The organism is Photorhabdus temperata, assembly GCF_025384845.1.
Taxonomy (GTDB): domain Bacteria; phylum Pseudomonadota; class Gammaproteobacteria; order Enterobacterales; family Enterobacteriaceae; genus Photorhabdus; species Photorhabdus temperata.
The window spans coordinates 1-20,077 of record NZ_JAJAFX010000012.1 but is presented as its reverse complement, the minus strand read 5'-3'; the positions used below and the strand labels follow the sequence as shown (position 1 = coordinate 20,077).

The 20,077-nt window shown below is 45.7% G+C and carries 5 protein-coding genes and 3 pseudogenes; 6 read left to right on the top strand and 2 right to left on the bottom strand.

Going from position 1 to position 20,077, the window contains the following annotated elements; genetic code table 11:
• Window positions 1-784: 784 nt before the first annotated feature.
• A pseudogene (locus LGZ99_RS06670) lies at window positions 785-988 on the bottom strand (IS982 family transposase); the annotation flags it as partial.
• A 479-nt stretch (window positions 989-1,467) separates the two neighbouring features.
• Here LGZ99_RS06670 and LGZ99_RS06665 point away from each other — a divergent pair.
• From LGZ99_RS06665 to rtxA, 4 genes and pseudogenes are all read left to right on the top strand, one after another.
• Window positions 1,468-1,716, top strand: a pseudogene (locus tag LGZ99_RS06665) (hypothetical protein); the annotation flags it as partial.
• 291 nt (window positions 1,717-2,007) lie between these two features.
• Complete coding sequence (locus LGZ99_RS06660; protein WP_036841424.1) at window positions 2,008-2,253, top strand: AbrB/MazE/SpoVT family DNA-binding domain-containing protein; 246 nt, start codon at window positions 2,008-2,010, stop codon at window positions 2,251-2,253.
• Window positions 2,253-2,560: pseudogene (gene mazF / locus LGZ99_RS06655) on the top strand (endoribonuclease MazF). The gene LGZ99_RS06660 and the pseudogene mazF overlap by 1 nt, the downstream one beginning before the upstream one ends.
• A gap of 516 nt (window positions 2,561-3,076) precedes the next feature.
• Window positions 3,077-13,339 carry an MARTX multifunctional-autoprocessing repeats-in-toxin holotoxin RtxA gene (gene rtxA / locus LGZ99_RS06650; RefSeq protein WP_262978971.1) on the top strand — a complete coding sequence of 3,421 codons (10,263 nt, stop codon included), beginning with the start codon at window positions 3,077-3,079 and terminating at the stop codon, window positions 13,337-13,339.
• 89 nt (window positions 13,340-13,428) lie between these two features.
• Here the strand turns inward: rtxA and ybfF are convergent, their stop codons facing one another.
• Window positions 13,429-14,214, bottom strand: coding sequence for an esterase (gene ybfF / locus LGZ99_RS06645; protein WP_023045640.1), 786 nt, complete (start codon window positions 14,212-14,214; stop codon window positions 13,429-13,431).
• A gap of 471 nt (window positions 14,215-14,685) precedes the next feature.
• On the opposite strand from ybfF, the gene LGZ99_RS06640 reads away from it, so the two are divergent.
• Both LGZ99_RS06640 and LGZ99_RS06635 read left to right on the top strand, forming a co-directional pair.
• Window positions 14,686-15,939, top strand: a complete 1,254-nt coding sequence (locus tag LGZ99_RS06640) for a dicarboxylate/amino acid:cation symporter (protein WP_021325086.1) — start codon at window positions 14,686-14,688, stop codon at window positions 15,937-15,939.
• Window positions 15,940-16,142: 203 nt separating this feature from the next.
• Window positions 16,143-20,077, top strand: a 3,935-nt coding sequence (locus LGZ99_RS06635; protein ID WP_262978970.1) for a PAAR domain-containing protein, incomplete at its 3' end; no start/stop codon positions are given.

Sequence of the window (20,077 nt, the reverse complement as noted above, 5' to 3'; positions counted from 1 at the left end):
TGTATCTTTCAAAAACGGGTATTAATGGGCATCTGTTTTTTTATCCTTAGCTAACTAATCACTGAAAAAAATAGCTTGTCGATCGACATCTATTTAAATGATGTTTAAATAAATCTGTAAACCAATTTAATAACGTCTTATTATATCAACAATGGTGAAAAGTCTGGTGGATTAATTATCTATGATTAAATGGATATTTAATCGTTAATAAATTATTAAAATAGCTTTGGAAAATAATGATATAACTTGATTTTAGCGTTAAATCACATTTAAGGTATAAAAAGAGACATGATTTAAATTAAACGGTAGAAAATCAATGTTATTAAACGGGATAAGATAGTGTAAAACAAGTTTAAATGGGCGTATTCAATGTATCGCAGCGTTGCATAACAAATTCAATGCAATAACGCTGTAAGTCATCCAGTTCGTATTCGGTTAAATTATTTATTTGCGGATTTTGTTATTCTGTTTTTCATAAATGATTATTTAACTGGTTTATGAAAGCGTTTATTCACCGGTTGAAAATGTTATTAAAGTTGGTTCCTTTTGGAAAATAGATTGTCTGGTTAACCAATTCATATTTTTTATCTATCCTTTTTTACGGGGTATATAAGTATTAATAAAACCAATGATTTTTCTCATTTTCACTGATAGGTTTATGATAGGCAGGTTTTAAACTGTTATTAAAAGCCATTTTTTTAACTTCTGGTTTTAATCGGTATAATGAGGTTTTAATCGTTGTTTTCACTACTTTTAGCACTTGCTTTTTATTAAGTTTAATCATCATATGTTCTAGATAAAAATTTTTAAAATCCCGGTAATGTGACAGATGAAAAAGGATCAAAATGGTCATGATTTCACTGGGATACATGTGACCTTGTCGGCGGCGTAAACGATGCCCGCTATCGAGACAAAATTGTTCCCATTGAGGGATGAAAAAACGGCAAAAATCATCGATATCACAGAAAATCTCAACTAACTTATCCATAGCTTGTTCCACCTCGGAGCTGTTTTTGGTGTGCACCAAAACTTTGCTCCTGGAACAGGCTTCTCGTCAATTTCTTATCCAGAATTCAGGTTAACTATCCTTTGCGGTATTGAAGGGAATATAAATGAAGTCGAGACTGTTTTATATATCGTGAATTATTTTATGAGAAAAGGGAATATCACTATCCTTTTTCTCATTTATCAGATTGACGATAATTGCATTCGTACTGAGTTTGTAATACTTTATTACAGTTTGTAACACTTTGTTACAAATTTATTTTTTTAATTGGAAAAAGATGAAAATTTTCCTTGCTATTTTCTGGATATGGACAAACAGTTAATAAAGTCACTCACTGTGAGCCAGCAGGAAGAGCAAGGAACACTGGCCTTACAACATTACTGCGATGGAAAGGACCTTTTAGTATGAAAATAGTGAAAATCACTCTGTCATTGTTATTGTTGTATTTTATTTACTGGTTGATGGGAGATACCTTTTTTAATTGGCTTTTTCCCTTTTCATCTGTTGGAAAGGGGCCGTGGATAACAGTAGAAGGTGTCGCGCCGAAATACACAAAACCGTATGTATCGGCAGAGTATATTTCAAAAGATTGTCTTGAGTATGAGCTTGATGCGGGTATGTCGCTTCATAAAGTACCGACCTATAATAGGCTCCGACTGGATGTAAAAGCCGATCCACAAACCGGTTATTTTCAGGCGAAATTACCTTTCTAGTGATCGCAAGCTACTTTTTCCCAGTGATTAACCAGCTGAGGGTAGAATTTTATAAAGTCATATTTAGCAAATATTATGTGAATCCGCCTCTGTTTTAATTCCAACATCTGCAATATATTTGGGCTTATATGGCAAAGCAAATTTTTCTTGAATTTGTTTACTACTTATTAGCCCATGTAAGTCACACGCTGATTTCTCAGGGCAGGAAGAATTACCGTTCTGACAAAGGTATTTGTATATACAATGAATATCCTCGACAATGTTGATACAAAATATTAAGGAGGCAATATGACCACAGTTACATTAAAAAAATGGGGTAACAGCCCTTCAATCAGGATCCCTGTTAGCGTTATGCAGGCGGCATCGCTGAACGTAGAAGATAAGCTGGAGCTGAGCGTGGAAGAAGGCCGTCTGGTCTTGGTGCCGGTGAAAGCGAAAGAGTATAGCCTTGATGCACTGCTCGCCGGTATTACCGACGAGAACGTTCACGAAAGAGTAGATTTTGGCTCACTGGTTGGTAAGGAATTGCTCTGATGGTTTCTCGTTTTGTTCCGGATGCCGGGGATCTGATTTGGGTTGATTTCGACCCAATCGCGGGGCATGAGCCGGGAGGCCGCCGCCCTGTCGTGGTGCTCAGTCCGGTTCCTTAATAATAACAAAGTAGGTTTACTGCTCTGTGTTCCCTGTACCACAAAGGCAAAAGATTACCCGTTTGAAGTTGAGTTATCAACGGATCGCGATGGCGTCGTTCTGGCTGACCAGGAAAGTTGAAAAGAAAGGGAAGATAACACTGGACGAGCTGGCCGACATACGAGCCAAAGCCAAAGCGTTAATCGGTTAATCGAATAAGGCCGGATTATCCGGCCTGAAAAGGAGGAAACATGCAAGATGTAACTGATAAATGCATCCCGTATTCTTACCATAATAATATTAACATCTTTATTTAATTTATTTTACAAATTAGTAAATAAAAACTTATTATAAATTGGATATAAATTATATTGTGAATGAATTGCCACTTTATTAACTTATTAATATTAATCGTGCTTGAGTGTGTTTATTAGGTCATCTTGGGGGTGTAAACGGACTTTTTCTGTATGAATATTGCTTTTGAATTTTTGCTATATATTATTCGGTTCTATTTATCTAACTTATTCATTCAAAAAACTTATTAATAAATTCAGGGGATTCTGAATTTAATTTTTTATTGTTTTTCTTTCCTTATTAATAAATTGTTTTTTAGGTAAGAACATGGCTGGAAAATCTAAATAAGCTATCTCTAATGTTAATTAAAACTAAAGTATTTTATCTCTTTAATTTCATCTGACTGGAATAAAATTAATCTAAAGGATTGCTTATGGGTAAATCATCAAGCAGTAGTGCACAATACTTTTTCACCGGAAATTATGTTGCTGATAACGATAATAATAATATCGATGCGATTGGAATTGGTGGTCGCATTTATGCCCGTGGCGGGGATGATTACATCACCCTTGGTTCGATTGCTGCGAAAGTCTATACCGGTGAGGGGGATGATACGGTAGTCGGTGGGGCTGCATACTTAGAGATAGAGGATACCAGTGGCGATCTGTCGATAAAAGGCGGCGCAGGTTACGCAGAGATTAATAAAAGTGAGAGTGGTGACGTTTCATTTTCCGGTGCGGCGGGAGGTGTTTCTACGGCGTATTCCGGTAACAGTGGCAACCTCGGTTTTACGGGTATTGCAGCTTATAATAGTTTGAACCGTAAAGGTTTAAAGGGTGACATAAATTTCAAAGGTGCCGGTGGCTACAATAAATTATGGCATGAAACCGACCACGGTAATTTGTATTTTACTGGAGCGGGTGCGAGTAACAAAATCGATCGCACTTGGCTTAAGCAGTATCAAGGTTCTCAGGGGCATGTGGCGTTTAGTGGCGTAGGCGCGGCAAATTACATCAACTCGCGGGTAGAACGCGGTAATATTACTTTTAATGGCGCCGGTGCGGATAATTACATTGTTCGTAAAGGTAAAGACGGGGATGTTATTTTACGCGGCGCAGGTGCTGCAAACCGTATTGAACGTTTACGCCAACGTGAAGATGAATATGGGCAAACCCGCGGGGATATCACTTTTGAAGGCGTTGGTGGCTACAATAAAATTTACTCTGATGTGTCACGTGGTGATATTCATTTTTCTGGTGCGGGTGCTTACAACGAACTCACCCGCACAGATGCAAACTTGAATAAGGCTTATCATGGTGAGCCAATTGGCGGCGCATTGGAATATGCCAAGGCGGAAGAAATCGTATTAACGACGGCGACGATGGGCGGCTATTATCTCCGGGATCCTAAGCTGGTCACTGGGATTAAATCAACCACAGAGCCAAATACTTATCTCTTTGCGATGACTGATACCCGGTACACGCATGTCAATAAAATTCAACTTCAAAACGATCCTGTTACCGGCAAGCTCAGTTATCACGCCACCTCCTGGTATAAAATAGGCAATCATCTTGACGGTATTGCCTCGGATAATATCCAATCTCTCAATGGGTTTATTGATGTCAACGTTAATGGCGCCTATCGTCTTTTTAATTTAATGATTGAACACCCGAAACCCATGACTGTTCATGGCACCGAAGAAAGTTTGTTGGAAAATGAGTGGGTAACTTATATCGTCGGGGCTGATGTTAATGCGAAACAAATTACCCTCGCTAATGCAAAAATGGGGGGGCACTCTGTCTTTTCCAATCGTGAGAAAGTGGATGTTTTCGCTGTCAAATGGAATCGCCAACCCAATACTTATGTCTATGCCAAATATATCGAGTCCTATACCCACGTCGTGCTGGTTGAATTGGCCGATGATCCTGAAACCGGTTCACTGAAATACCTGACCAAAGCGTGGCGGAAAACCGGTGATCATACCGGTGATGTAGCGAATGAAGATTTCTCCCCGGCAAATGGTTACAGCTCAATAGAGGCAGGTGGTTGTACGTTGAGCAAACTTCGATATAAGTTTGAGGCGATGTACACGATTTCTGAGGAAATCGGTCGTACCGAAGGGGCTGTTCAACAAAATATCAGTGAGAGTTCAGGTGATATTAATTTTAACGGCATAGGAGGCGGAAACGTTATTAAATCCGATGTCACCCGCGGCAATGTTAATTTTGAAGGTGCAGGTGCGGCTAACATCATTGTAAAAAGTGGTGACGAGGGGGATTTGAGATTTCACGGCGCCGGTGTAGCTAACGTACTGGTTCACCAGAGTCTGCGCGGAAAAATGAATGTTTATGCCGGTGGCGCGGCCAACCTGCTTGTGCGGATAGGTGATGGCCAATATCTGGCTCATCTTCTGTCAATTAGCAATATCTCGATTCACAAAGGTCAGGGCGATAGCCGGGTGGTGATGTTGGGTGGCTACAATACGCATACTCAGATAGGCAATGGCGGCGCTAATTGGTTAGCCGCAGGTGGTTTTAACGTTATGGCTCAAAAGGGCAACGGGGATATTTCTTCGATACTTTTGGGGGGCGCTAATGTGTTGACCAAGTTTGGCGCCGGTGGGCTGGTTTCTGCAATGTTTGGTGGTGCCAACATTATCACCCATATCGGTGATGATACTGAAGCATCCGATACCACGGTCATTGCGCTGGGCGGCGCCAATGTTTTTACCAAACAAGGCAAGGGTAATGCGCTGGCGGTGATGGGCGGTGGGGCGAATGTCCTCACGCACATCGGTGATGGTAATACTACCGGCGTCATGCTCGGTGGCGCCAATATTCTGACCAAAGTCGGCCATGGTGACACGATTGGCGCCATGTTGGGGGCAGGTAATGTGCTGACTCATGTCGGTAATGGCCGGACGCTGGGGGTAATGGGCGCCGCAGGCAATATCTTCACTAAAGCTGGCAATGGTGAGGTGATTGCTGCCATGGTAGGTGCGGGTAACCTCTTTACTCATGTTGGCAAAGGTGATGTGTGGGCGTTGATGGGCGGTTTAGGTAACGTTTTCACTAAAGTGGGTGAGGGCAATGCGTTGGCGCTAATGGCGGCGGTCGGCAATGTGTTTACTCATGTTGGTGATGGCGTCAGCGTTGCCCTGATGCTGGCAAAAGGCAACATTGCCACCAAAGTGGGTAATGGCATGACGCTGTCGGCCATGGTTGGCAAGGCCAATATTTTTACCCATGTCGGTGATGGCAAGACCTTTGCTGCCATGCTTGGCAGCGCTAACGTTCTGACGAAAGTTGGTGATGATTTGACCGCCGGTTTAATGGTGGGCAAGGCCAATATCTATACGCATGTCGGTGACGGCACCAGTATTGGCTTGTTTGCCGGTGAACTGAATGTCATGACCAAAGTTGGGGACGGCACTTCGCTGGCGGCGATGTTTGGTAAAGCCAATATGATGACGCATGTGGGGGGAGGCTTAACCGGTGCTCTGGTACGGGCAGAAGCTAATATTATTACCAAAGTGGGTGATGATTTTATGGGGGTTATTGCCTCTGGCAGAGCTAACATCACCACGCATGTGGGCAATGGGGCAACAGCAGGTGTGTTGCTGGGCAGAGGCAATGTTCTGACCAAAATTGGTGAAGGTACGACGGTTGGCCTGCTCATCTCCAATGTGGGTAATGTGATGACCCATGTAGGTAAAGGTATGACGGTAGGGCTTGCTAAAGGTAACACCAATATTATTACCAAAGCAGGTGAGGGTGAAGGCGTCAATGCTGTCTGGGGGAAAGCCAATATCCTGACCCAGACCGGTGATGGTGACCGTTACAACTTCGCTAAAGGTGATGACAATATCATCACTAAAATGGGTGATGGGCAGGAAGTCACGGTAGTTCAGGGTGACACCAATATCATTACCCATGTCGGTCATGGTGATGATTACACCGGGGCTTGGGGTCAAGCCAATGTGATTACTAAGGTCGGTGAGGGTCGTCATGTTGTGCTTGCCAGGGGTGATGCCAGCATAGTGAGTCAGATTGGTCAGGGTGACAGCTTTTATGCGTTGTGGAGTGATAAAAACATCGTCACGAAAGTGGGGGACGGTAGGCAGGTTACGGCGGTAAAAGGCCAAACGAATATCACGACCATGATCGGCAATGGCTTAAACGTCACGGCAACTCATGGCGACTTGAATATCAATACCAAAGTGGGGCAGGGCGTTTCGGTTAATGCGGCGTGGGGCAATAATAATATCAATACCCAAGTTGGGGATGGTCTCAATGTTGCGGTGATGAAAGGTGAAAGTAATGCCAATATTCATATTGGTGATGGCTTGGTAATCAGCGCCGCTTACGCACGAAATAATGTGGCGATTAAGCTTGATAATGGCGATTTTTACAGCCTGGCTGTCAGTAACACTGAAAGCAACTCACTCTCTTCCTTTTTTGACAACATCAAACAGACGGTATTAGGTGTCAGCGGCAGTCAGGCGATCAACTATTTAGTTCGTGGTGATGAAGCAAACACTTCTGGCGCACGTAAAGGCCGGGGAGCGATTAATTTAGCTGAAGTTTCCGCTATTGACGGTTTTAAGGTAGATGAAGTTGAGCAGGTCAGTTCAGACTTGGATAACCGTCTTAGTGGTTCTGTGACAAAGATAGCGACGCCTGATGTCAGCTTAATTGAACGTTCTTTAAGTCAAAAAGTTGGATCTGCATCAGATCAGAATGAAAATCTGATTATCAACGGTGATTTTGAACAAAATGAGCAAGGTTGGCTATCAACTAATGGGATTGAGGCATACGGTGCTGCGAGCGCTTATAGCCTGGATAACGCCGGACATGGCGATCGGGTCAGTGAACTTGATGTTAAAGATAACACCACTATTTACCAGGACCTGCAAAATTTGCATGAAGGAGAAGTGATTTCACTGAGCTTTGATTTTGCTAATCGTCCTGATTTAAATTTTGCCGACAATGGCATCAATGTTTTCTGGAATGGCAAACTTGTCTTTTCAACTTCTGGCGATACCGCCAAATGGCAAAATAAGACGTTGGAATTAATCGCCAAAGAGGGTCGCAACTGGGTTGAATTTGAAGGTACTGGTCTGAGTGATGGAATGGGCTATGTTTTGGATAACGTTATTGCCCAATCTCGGACGCCAAAACAGTTTCATCGGGTTACCGAACATGTAAAACAGGATAAAGCGGTACAGAACGCCTTAAGTGATAAGGAAAATGTGGACAAAGATCGCCGGTTGTTGGAACAGGAAAGAGATAAGCAGCTTGCTGCAATGACAACATTCCAATCCCAACTGGAATCAACAAATCAGGACGTGCTGAAAACCAATGGTCAGGCACAGCGTGAGGCGTTGCAAGAAGAATATCGATCGGTGACTAGTGAGTTGATTCCCATGGCTCAAGGTTTGGATGTGCTGAACAGCTACGCAAATTACCAAGGGAAATCAGGTGAAAAGTGGCGTCATCATTTTGCTGGTGGATTATTAAACAGCGTTCAGGATAAATTAAATCAAGCCAATTCTACCTCACAGCAACAATTAGATAATGTGCAGCAAGTGATTGCCGTTAACCAACAACACATCAAAAAAGCGATTGAGCAGTCAGAAGCCGGTGTAGTGAAAAGCGAGCAAGATCGTGACAATGCAAGGCAGGATATTGCCGTTACTCAGAAAAAAGCAGAGTTGAGAGAAAAAGAGGCGCTTTCACAGCAATTGCGGGCAGAAAAAGCGGCAAATGACGCCAATAAGACCTGCCAGGGTGCTAAAGATCGGGGTAAACGCGATATTGCTGAGGCGGAAAATAAAGCCGCTCAGGCACAATCCGATGCGAAAAGCGCGAAGCAGAGTGATGATGCCAAGCCACAGCGAGTGGGCGCTTATGGCAGTGATTTATCTGGCGAAGCTTATCAAACAACCGCGTCGGCGGAAACCGGCAGCCATATTAACCCTGAATCTGCTGTTCGTGCAGATGGCCGGTTTAGTGACAATCTGGGTGAAGAACAGCAGCAGGCTCTGGAGAGGGTTAAACAAGCTGTTAACCGTTTACAGACCAATACTGGGTTCCAATATGCGGCAGACGAGCGGGAAAGGTTGCGTGCTGAACAGTTTGTACCCGGTTACAACCTGTTTGACGGGCAAACGTCGTCTTCTCAAAAGCCTGAACTCACCAAAGGGGACCTGTTGCAAAAAATTGACAATAAAATTTTTGATGTGAAAGCACATGGAAAAGAGTTGAAAGCTTATTCATTCCATTTCAGTCAGAGTGACAATCTGCTGGAAAAACTTAAGAAAATCATTCCAGAAATGGGCAGTGTGCTTCTGACTAATGGAAACAAGGTAGAGTCGAAAGAGTTCCTGAAGGGATTATGTTTTGCCCTGTCTGCCCGTTATCTGATCGAAGAGCGGATACATGGTGCAGGAGGGGGTAAAGCTTATACGCTGTGGCTAAAGGATGCCGTTAAAGCTTACAACGACAAATCGGTCAATAAGAAAACGAACATCAACGCCATCGAATCCTCGTTGCTGAATCAATATCGCCGGCAAAATATTGGTTCGGCGATTGAAGATCTATTATCGATGCAGTACAGCCAGTCGATGGATAACTCCACAATTGCTGCACGCAGAAAAGCCAACGCCGCTTATGGTGGAAAATTAAAAGCTAATGGGCTGACCGGACCGAATATCGATAATGCATTGAGTTATGAGGCTGAAGGCTACGAGTCTGTTATGAGTAAACTGCGTGATGTGAATAGATCGGTTTACATGACATTTATGTCTGAAGATCACGCAATGTCGGTTGTTGTCCACAGACAAGACGCGCAGACCGTTTGGTCATTCTATGATCCTAACTTTGGCGCCAAATCATTTGCCGACTATGATGATTTTCGCCGTTTTATGGACTCTTTCCATAAAAGTTACCTCACGAAATATCAATTTCAGGTGAGTGAAAATCCTGGTCAAAGCTTCTATGTTCAATTCAACGAGTTTCGAGAGGGCATCATCACCAGATATGACGGTGTCTGGAAAGCGTCGCGTGATGGTGAACAGAGCTATGTACTGCGGGCATTAAAAGGGCAGGGTAAGATTTTTACATTGGGTTCAGGTGCTACCGGGCGTGTGGTTGATTACCGTGAAAATCATGTCACGCTGGAAGTGATGACTAAGCAAGGTAAGAAAGTGCTGGTTGAAGTTGAGAGTAACAACGTTAAGCAGGTGGTCAACGTTGTGCAGTTGAATATCGACAAAGTGTTTACTTATCCAACAGCCAGTAAGCTGACACTTAAAGTGCCAGTTGAGGGCGGCAGACCGGCACTTGTGTTGGAAAAACTATCATCAAATGACGTTATTAAAAATAAACAGGTCGCAACCTGGGATCGTGTGGCGGTCACAGCACAAACCGATGGCCGTAAGAGCCGTTTTGATGGTCAGGTGATTATTCAAACAGAAAATGATCCGGTAGCAGCTAAAGCCGCGGCTAATCTGGCGGGGAAACATCCGGATTCGAGTGTGGTTGTTCAGCTCGATTCCGACGGTAAATACCGGGTAGTCTACGGTGATCCGGCTAAATTATCGGGCAAATTACGCTGGCAGATTGTCGGGCATGGTCGTGAAGAATCAAAGCACAATAATACTCGCCTCAGTGGTTACAGTGCTGATGAACTGGCGAAAAAACTCAAACAGTTCAGCCGGGATTTTAGTCAGGCGGGTACACCTGACCACATCAGTATTGTCGGCTGTTCTCTGATCAGTGATAACTGGCGGGATGGTTTTGCTGGCCGTTTTGTCGTTGCTCTGGAGAAACACGGTATTCGTAGTGACGTTTCAGCCCGTCGTAGCGAAGTGGCCGTCGATGCTACAGGGCGTAAATTTACCCGTGATCACAGTACTCGTGACCACAACAGCCAGTGGGGTCATCATTTGGCTAATAATAAAATCGTATTTAGATGGAATAAACGGGGTGAATTGGCATCCAGCATAGAAAGAGTGATCCACGGTGTTACTGCAAATGATATCAACCTCTCTCAAGTGGGTATAGCCAATGTCGATGAGTTAGCCAAAGGTGCGATTGCGGATAATGCGAATAGTTTCACCACGCCAGAGAAGCGTAAAACCCGGGTTGGTATTAATTCAGAAAATCACGCTAATCACTCTCAATGGGATTATTCCGGTAATGTTCAGGTCAATGTCGGTGAAGGGGAATTTACCGCGATCAACTGGGGAACATCGAACGTTGGCATCAAAGTAGGAACCGGTGGTTTTAAATCACTGGCCTTCGGGGATAACAACGTCATGGTTCACATCGGTGATGGCGATAGCGGGCACAGTGTTGATATCGGTGGTTATCAGGCGCTTGAAGGGGCGCAAATGTTCATTGGTAACCGTAATGTGAGCTTCAACATGGGCCGCAGTAACGATCTGATTGTGATGATGGATAAATCAATCCCGACGCCACCGCTGATCAACCCATTTGATGGTGCCGCACGCGTCGTTGGTATCTTGCAAGGGATTGCCCGTTACGGGGAAGAACAACAGTGGTTAGCTGCGCAGGAACAGCAGTGGACAATCACCGGTGCGAAGAAATTTGTTCAGGATATGTCTGGCCTTGATCAAACCAGTAGCGTGGATTATTACACCCTGACTGATCTCAATGCTCAAAGTGAACGCAGTAGTCGCGCGCTGAAAAACGATATCGAATTAACACTGAACAAGAAATATAACGAATGGTTAAGTCGTAATGGCAACAAGGCTGACACCGGCAACATGAGCCGGGCAGAACAATTTCGCCGGACCAATAAAGAGCTGACTTTCAACTTTGCCGTGGGCGGTCAGGGGGCGGATATTCAGGTGACAACCGGTAGTTGGAATCTGATGTTCGGTGACAATATCCAGTCGATTCTGGATACCAACCTCGGTTCATTATTTGGTCTGATGACTCAACAGTTTACCGCAACTGGCCTGGTGCAAACCACCTTCACCTATAATCCGCACGACTTACCGCGTCAACTTAAGAACCGGTTGCTTGGCCGGTTGGCGAGTGTCGGGGCAGACACCACCTTAGCGGATATCTTTGGTGTGGATTACACGGCGGAAGGCCATCTTGTTTCCCGTACCGGTGAAGCGGTGGATGGTGTTGCCATTTTGCAGGAGATGATTGAAATCGTCGGGGAATTCAGTGGTGAGCAGCTAAAAGCCTTCATTGATCCGGACAAATTGCTGGCGGGTTTACGATCTGGCATGGATATGGGGGCGGACGGCGTTAAATCCTTTGCTGAAAGTCATGGTTTAAAAGCAAAAGCGGTTGATGAAGAGAGCAAGGTTTCCATAGCCAAGGTTGCACATGTTCAAACCGCTCTTCCTGCGACGGACAATATCAAATCCGAACGGGCATTGGGTTTCAATGCATTGAACCTGCCTAACCTGTTTGCGACGATGTTCAGTCAAGACAAACAAACAGAAATGCAATCGTTAGTCACCAACCTGAAAGAGAATCTGACGGCTGATTTGCTGAATATGGAGGAAAAAACCTTCGATTTCCTGCGAAATAGCGGTCATCTGCAAGGCGATGGCGATATTCATATCTCGCTGGGCAACAGCAACCTGAACTGGGGAGGCGACGGCAAAGACCTTGGTGCGTATCTGGGCGATAACAACAACTTCTGGGGTGGCAGTGGTGGTGATGTTTTCTATGCCACGGGTATATCCAATGTCTTTACCGGGGGAGAAGGCCATGATCTGGGCGTGCTGATGGGGCGTGAAAACTGGATGTTTGGCGGGGAAGGGGATGATACCGCTGTGGTGGCTGGACGCATTAACCAGGTATTTATGGGCGGGGGAAACGACCAGGCATTTATCTTTGGTGAAGATGGTTTTGTTGATGCGGGTCACGGGCAGGATTATGTAGTGACTTCGGGCAACCACAACCAACTGAATGCCGGGGAGGGGCAGGACTATGTTGTGACTATCGGTAATCACAGCCAGGTTGGTTTAGGTAAAGGCGCTGACTTTGCCAATGTCTTTGGTAATCACAACCGGATTCATGGCGATATTGGTAATGATGTCATTAAACTGATGGGCTACCATGCAGAGATCAATGGCGGAGAAGGTGATGATCACCTGATAGCGACCGCTATATCAAAGCTTAGTCGGTTTAATGGTGGTGATGGACAGGATGTGCTGATGTTAGCGGGGTACCAAAACACCTTCCAGGGCGGTGCTGGTGTAGACAGCTTTGTGGTTAGCACAGAAGTGATTGATAATCAGGTTAACGATATCAATGCAGAAGATATGATCTTCGTTAACGGCATTGACTGGCAAAACTTATGGTTTCAGCGCAGTGGATATGATTTGGTGTTGTCGGTGAATCGCCCTATTCAGGACGATACTGCTCAGAGCATATTTGAATCGGTAGGTTCAGTCACCTTTAATGATTACTTTGATGGCAATCGCGCCAAATTGGTGACGCAGATGGGTAATAATAATGAATCAGGAGAGCGTGGATTTACTGCATTGTCAGACAATGCGGTTGATTCATTGATTCAGGCAATGAGCAGTTTTGCTCCCAACGCAGGCGATAATGGTTTTATCGAAAGTCTGGACAGTAAGGCAAAAATCGCTATTACAACGGCGTGGGCAGATACAATGATTGGAAAAGGAAAATTTGCTTAATTAACGCTTTATAATAAAAATAAAAATTATAAAATAATATTGGCTCACAGAAAGGCGAGCCAATATTTATCGCGAATTAATTGCCTGCATTATTCCGCATCAATATTGAGAAAACGATGAATTGCCCTTAAAACGGCGTCTGGTTTTTCTGCGTGAACCCAGTGACCGCAATCGGCGACAACCCAGGCTTTAGCTTGTGGGAACTGTCTGGCGATATCATCCCGATACTCTTCCTGAATATAAGAAGAAAGACCGCCGCGAATAAACAGCGCGGGATGAGGCCATGCCGGTATTTCCTGCCAGCCGATAATCTTTTCATATTGATTGATTAATACTGGCAAATTGAATTTCCATTCTCCCTGACGGAATGATTTCAATAAAAACTGAATAACACCCTCTTCCTGAATATCTTCCCGCATAATTTCGGTGGCTTCCTGACGGGTATTAATGCCGGCTTTCGTCACTTTATTCAATGCGGTAAAAATCTGGTCATGGCGGTGAACCTGATAGGCGATTGGCGCTATATCAATAAGAACCATTTTTTCTATCCGTTCTGGCGCTAGGGCGGACATTGTCATTGCGATCTTACCGCCCATTGAATGACCAATAATAATGGCGGATTGAATTTGCAGATGATCCAGCAGAGAAATAACATCCTGTGCCATATCGTGGTAATCCATGTTATCTGCCTGTGGAGATAAACCATGATTACGTACATCAACCTGAATAACGGGATAATATTGCTGTAAATCACGGGCCAGGACCCCAAGATTATTCAGATCGCCAAATAACCCGTGGATCAATACAACAGGAGTGGAAGAGACAGGATTTTCCGGTGTCTGTATATGATGATTTAACTGGCTGTTTAATTTCATGATGGGAATAGTTTTCCTTCGGGTATTGAGATTATGCCGTGCATGTTATGGGATATTGTTGTTCAAATTGTAACAAAGCAACCAGGCTATGCAATTATAGTTAATAATTTCTTGTAATTGAATTGTCCTTAAAGTGTTCAGTGCGTCAAAAACTTGTTAATTTTCATGCTAATACTTAATCGCTTAAAAAACAAAAACGCTTCAAATTAATGATATTTTTAAATAGCAGGTTTTAAATAACTTGTGAGATAATCGTCGGTTCAGCCATCTTAATGTGGTTGTTTATTGTGTGTTTATGTGATCTATATCTTAAAAAATTGTGTGTTAACTTTAAATTTTTGTGAAAAAATAATGAAAATTTACTTTATATTTTATGTAAATAAAGGATATAGGGTAAATTCAACAACAATCACACCGTTCTAAGAAGAATAAATAGAATCTGATTTTATACTATGGATTAGGGAATAAGAAGTGAAAAGAAATTTACTAAAAAGTCTTTATTTTCAAGTTTTGCTGGCAATAACTATCGGCATATTGCTGGGGCATTTCTATCCTGAACTGGGCGCGGAAATGAAGCCATTAGGTGATGGATTTGTAAAATTAATCAAAATGGTTATTGCGCCAGTTATTTTCTGTACGGTTGTGACCGGTATCGCCGGTATGGAAAGTATGAAAGCCGTGGGTAAAACAGGCGCTATTGCTCTGGTCTATTTTGAAATAGTCAGCACAATTGCTTTAATTATTGGGTTAATCGTTGTTAATGTTGTCCAGCCTGGTGCAGGGATGAATATTGATCCCGCTACGTTAGATGTTAAAGCTGTCTCTATATATGCGGAGAAAGCGGCTGAACAGGGCATAATCGCATTTTTACTTGATGTTATTCCGGGCAGTGTCATCGGAGCATTCGCCAGTGGTAATATTTTGCAGGTTTTATTATTTGCGGTGTTATTTGGCTTTGCACTTCATCATTTGGGAGAAAAAGGGAAACCAATCTTTAATATTATTGATGGCTTCTCTCAGGTGATTTTTGGTATTATCAATATGATAATGCGATTAGCGCCTTTGGGGGCTTTTGGTGCAATGGCATTTACCATCGGCAAATATGGTATTGGTTCATTAATACAATTAGGGCAGTTAATAGTTTGCTTCTATATCACTTGTATTCTTTTTGTCATATTTGTTTTAGGAACAATAGCAAAAGTGACCGGATTTAGTATATTCCGGTTTATCAATTACATTAAAGAAGAATTATTAATCGTATTGGGAACATCCTCTTCTGAATCTGCATTACCGCGTATGTTAGATAAAATGGAGAAGGTGGGATGTCAGAAATCAGTTGTTGGTTTGGTGATACCAACCGGATATTCATTTAATCTGGATGGTACTTCTATTTATCTGACAATGGCGGCGGTATTTATTGCGCAGGCAACCAATACACATATGGATATTGTGCATCAAATAACGCTATTAGTGGTGTTGCTTTTATCTTCTAAAGGGGCTGCTGGCGTAACTGGTAGCGGATTTATTGTATTAGCGGCAACAATTTCTGCTGTTGGACATTTACCACTGGCGGGTCTGGCATTAATTCTGGGAATAGATCGTTTCATGTCAGAAGCAAGAGCGTTAACCAACCTGATTGGCAATGGGGTTGCAACAATTGTAGTCGCAAAACGTTGTCGTCAGCTTGATGAAGCTAAATTAAACCAAGTATTAAATGCTAAATAAGCGAATCTTTAGATTTATGCCTGTTTGATGATCACTCAATAAAACAATTCCGGCCATTGGGCCGGAATCTTTACACCCAGTCAAAATAGTCAAAAACAAATTTATTTCTCCTTCCTTGCAAGACACTTAATCTGTTCTATCCTTTCTTTTATATATTAATCAAAATTAAATTATTGATTCTTGCTAAAGCAGGAGGCGAAACAATGTCACTTGGTGATGAGATTGTCACCCGAATTGCCCGGGTCGGCGCGCAACACACTGTGCTCGTTTCTCCTCCACAAAGCGTTCCCGGACCAGCGGCTGCCCGCGTGGGCGACCCGATTAAACATGCCAGTTTCCTCGGTGCGCTGGCTGGGGCTATTGCTGGTGCGCTGATAAGTGCTGCGGTATTTGCCGTGGCGGCTGCCGTAGTCGTGGGTACCGGCGGATTAGCCACTGTTGCAGTGATTGCGCTGGGCACTGCCGGTACTCTGGCCTTGGGGAAGGTTATCAGTGCCGTCAGTTCGGCCGTCACGAACATGGTGGACAGCATCGGCCCGCCCAGTGGAGTGCTGATGACCGGCTCCCCGAATGTGTTTATTGAAGGTAAACCGGCGGCACGAGCCATAGTCGATACTGCCGCTTGCAATAAACACCCGGCACCGCCTCTGATTGCTCAGGGCAGTGAAACGGTATTTATCAATGGCTCCCAGGCGGCTCGGGTTGATGACAAACTGGCCTGTGGCGCGACTATCAAAGCCGGGGCTAAAACCGTGTTTATCGGCTCTGGTCGGGGCACCTACTTAGAAGTTGCCGAAGAGTTCTCCGCCTGGGAACGGGCGATACTGATAGCCGTTGAGTTTCTGGTACCGCCATCCCGGGGCGCCATCAAGGGTATCGGTAAACTGTTTACCAAAGCCGGTCAGGGCGTGTTGAAAGGTGTCGTGGCCGGGGCTAAACATGCCTGGAAAATCATATCGGGCGGAACCTTTTCCTGCGCTAAGAAGGTTTTTAAAGAAACCCAAGGCGTGAAACGTTACTGGGAAAGCGCCAAAAAGTTCTGCGTCGGCGATCCGATTGATGTTACCACGGGTCAGTTGTTCGACCAGAGAACAGATATCACCCTCGGTCAGACTCTGCCGCTGGTGTTTCTGCGCAATTGGGTGCCCGGTGATCAGGGGTTGCTGGGACCGGGCTGGACTGATAGTTTCTCCGAATGCGCCCTGACTACCGGTGACCGGGTAGAAATCCGCACCACCGAAGGCGCTTCTCTTTACTTTGCTTTACCACCCACCTATGCACACAGTACCAACCCGGATCACCCGGACTTTACTCTAAGCCGGGGCGAGCAGGGGTATATCCTCAGCCACCGTGATTCACCGGTACGCAAATATTTTGCCCTGCGACAACCGTCATTATCCTCCCCGGTTTCCACCGATGAGACCCAACGCTGGTTGCTGACCGAACACCGGGACGTTTATAACAACCGGCTGCGTTTTGCCTACAACGAGCAGTATCAGCTAACTCAGGTCATCCACAGTGACGGACCGATCCTGACACTGCGTTATAACCTGCGCGGGCAGCTCACTGAGATCCTGCGTACCGATGACGGGTTACAGGAAGTGATGGCCCGTTATCACTACCATGAAAATGGCCGGTTGGCGCAAGCCGACAGTACTCAGAGCTTTCACCTGTATTATGAATATAATGCGCAGGGGCTGATAAGCCGCTGGTCAGACGGTGACCAGACTTGGGTAGATTACCGCTATGATAAACAGGGACGCTGTACCGACAGTGTGGGCGCTGGTGGTTTCTACCCGGTCCATCTGGATTATGCGCCTGGAATCACCCGCTCCACTACCCCGCAAGGGCACACCACCACCTGGTACTACAATGATCAGCATTTAGTGACTGAAATCCACACGCCCGGCGGCAGTGTGACCCGCAATGACTACGATGACTGGGGCAATCTGGTGCGACAGGTGTTACCGGAGGGGGAAACCCAGACACTAACCTATCTGGCGGATACTGGCCGGGTGACCTCTTTCACCGATGCCACCGGGGCTTGTTGGCAGTACAGCTATGATACTGACTTGCGCTTGACCGGCATAACCGATCCACTACAACGTACCAGCCTGCAACTCTATGATGACCAAGGCCAACCACAAGGATTCATCTCACCGAACGGCGATAAAACGACTCTGACCCGCAATGCCTTCGGTTTGGTGACTGCCGAAGAAAGCACAGGCGGCAATCGCCGTATACAGGAATATGATGACCATCAGCGGTTGGTGAGACTGTTTGATGAGGAGAACCGCACCGTCAGTCTGAGTTATGACAGCCAGGACCGGCTGCGGGGCCTGACTGCTGCCGGAGCGCTGTGGCGCTGGCGTTATAACCGTCATCACCGGGTGGCGGTCAGCGACCGGCCCGATAACAACCTGGAACATTTTACCCATGATCGTCACGGTAACTTGACCCATTGGACCGATGCGCGCGGGGTGATATGGCAGGTGGAATACGGCCCGTTTGACCTGCCGGTAGCGCGGCGGGACGGCGAAGGGCATCGCTGGCAGTATCGCTATGATGCCGATACCTTGCAACTAACCGAAGTAATTAACCCACTGGGTGAAAGCTACACTTACACCTTAGATGCGGATGGCCGGGTTATCACGGAACAGGATTATGCCGGTACCCGCTGGCACTATCGCTATGATCGGTCGGGTAACTGTATTGAAAAACGGGACGGAGAAGAGACGGTTACCCGTTATACCTATGATGCCGTTCAGAGACTGACAGCTCTGGATACGCCAGAAGGCACGACCCGTTATCATTACGATATTATGGGGAGATTGTTGACGGTAGAATCCCCAGACAACACCCTGCATTTTGAATATGACGAACAGGACCGGATAGTGCGGGAAATCCAGCCATATGGCGAAATTCTGCGTCACTACCCGGATAACCGCACTGTCGAGCGGCAACTGCTTACTGGAGAAGCAAACCCGGTTGAGGGGCCATCCCGATTCACTGGGCAGACCCACCTTGGACACTGGCAGAGTCAGATACAGGTTAATCGGTCTGGGGAGCTGACTGGATTGACGCTGGGCAATCAGTTGCCCCTGACGATAGAGCGTGATGATGCCGGTCGGGATACGGGCCGTTACACGGAAAGCGGCTTTATCCTGCGCCAGCAATATAACTTAATGGGCTTACTGAATGCGCAGCGGGCCGGTTGTAACCCGCACTTCTTCCGGCCGGTTGAGCTGGAAGAGATTTCCGAACCCACCTATGCGGGTGTGGCGCGTCGGTATGAATATGATACTGCCCTGAATCTGACCGCAGCCAATGACGATGTGCAACGGTTGCACTATATCCTCAACGGTAACGGCCAGGTGGTCTCGGTGAGTGATGAAAGGAACCTGCGCGAGCATTATCAGTATGATGCGACGGGTTACCCCTCCCGGCGGTTTGACGGGGTACAGGATATTATGGGGGAAACGCTCTACCATGAGGGCCATCGCCTGAACTGGGTGGGTTCGCACCGGTTTGTATACGATCGGGCCGGTCGCATGGAGGAGAAGCAATTTTTAGCAGAAGGTTACCGGCTGGCGCTGACAAAATACCGCTGGAACAGTCAGAACCAACTGACCGGGCTGATAACCCCGGATGGTCATCAGTGGACCTATTGCTATGACGCCTTGGGGCGGAGGACGGAAAAGCGCTGCATCCAGACCGGTAAACTTACCACTTATTTGTGGGACGGAGATACACCAGCCGAAATCCGGGAATATCAGCACGGCCGGCTGAAAATGATCCGCCATCTGGTGTTTGACGGTTGGGAACTGATTGCCCAGCAGACGCAGCAGTTTACCCTCAATCTGGACAACCGGGTGGACCTGGTGGTGGGGGACATCCAGACCCAATATGCGGTGAGTGCGCCGACCGGTGAACCGCTGGCGCTGTTTGACCCGGCAGGCAAACGGGTGTGGCGGCAGCCGAAGCAGTCGCTGTATGGGCTGAACCTGGAATGGCCGGAGAACATGCCGCTTGATCCGGGCTTGCGGTTTGCGGGGCAAATTTTTGATGAGGAAAGTGGTTTATTCTATAATCGGTTCAGATATTATTTGCCGGAAGGGGGGTGTTATCTCAGTACCGA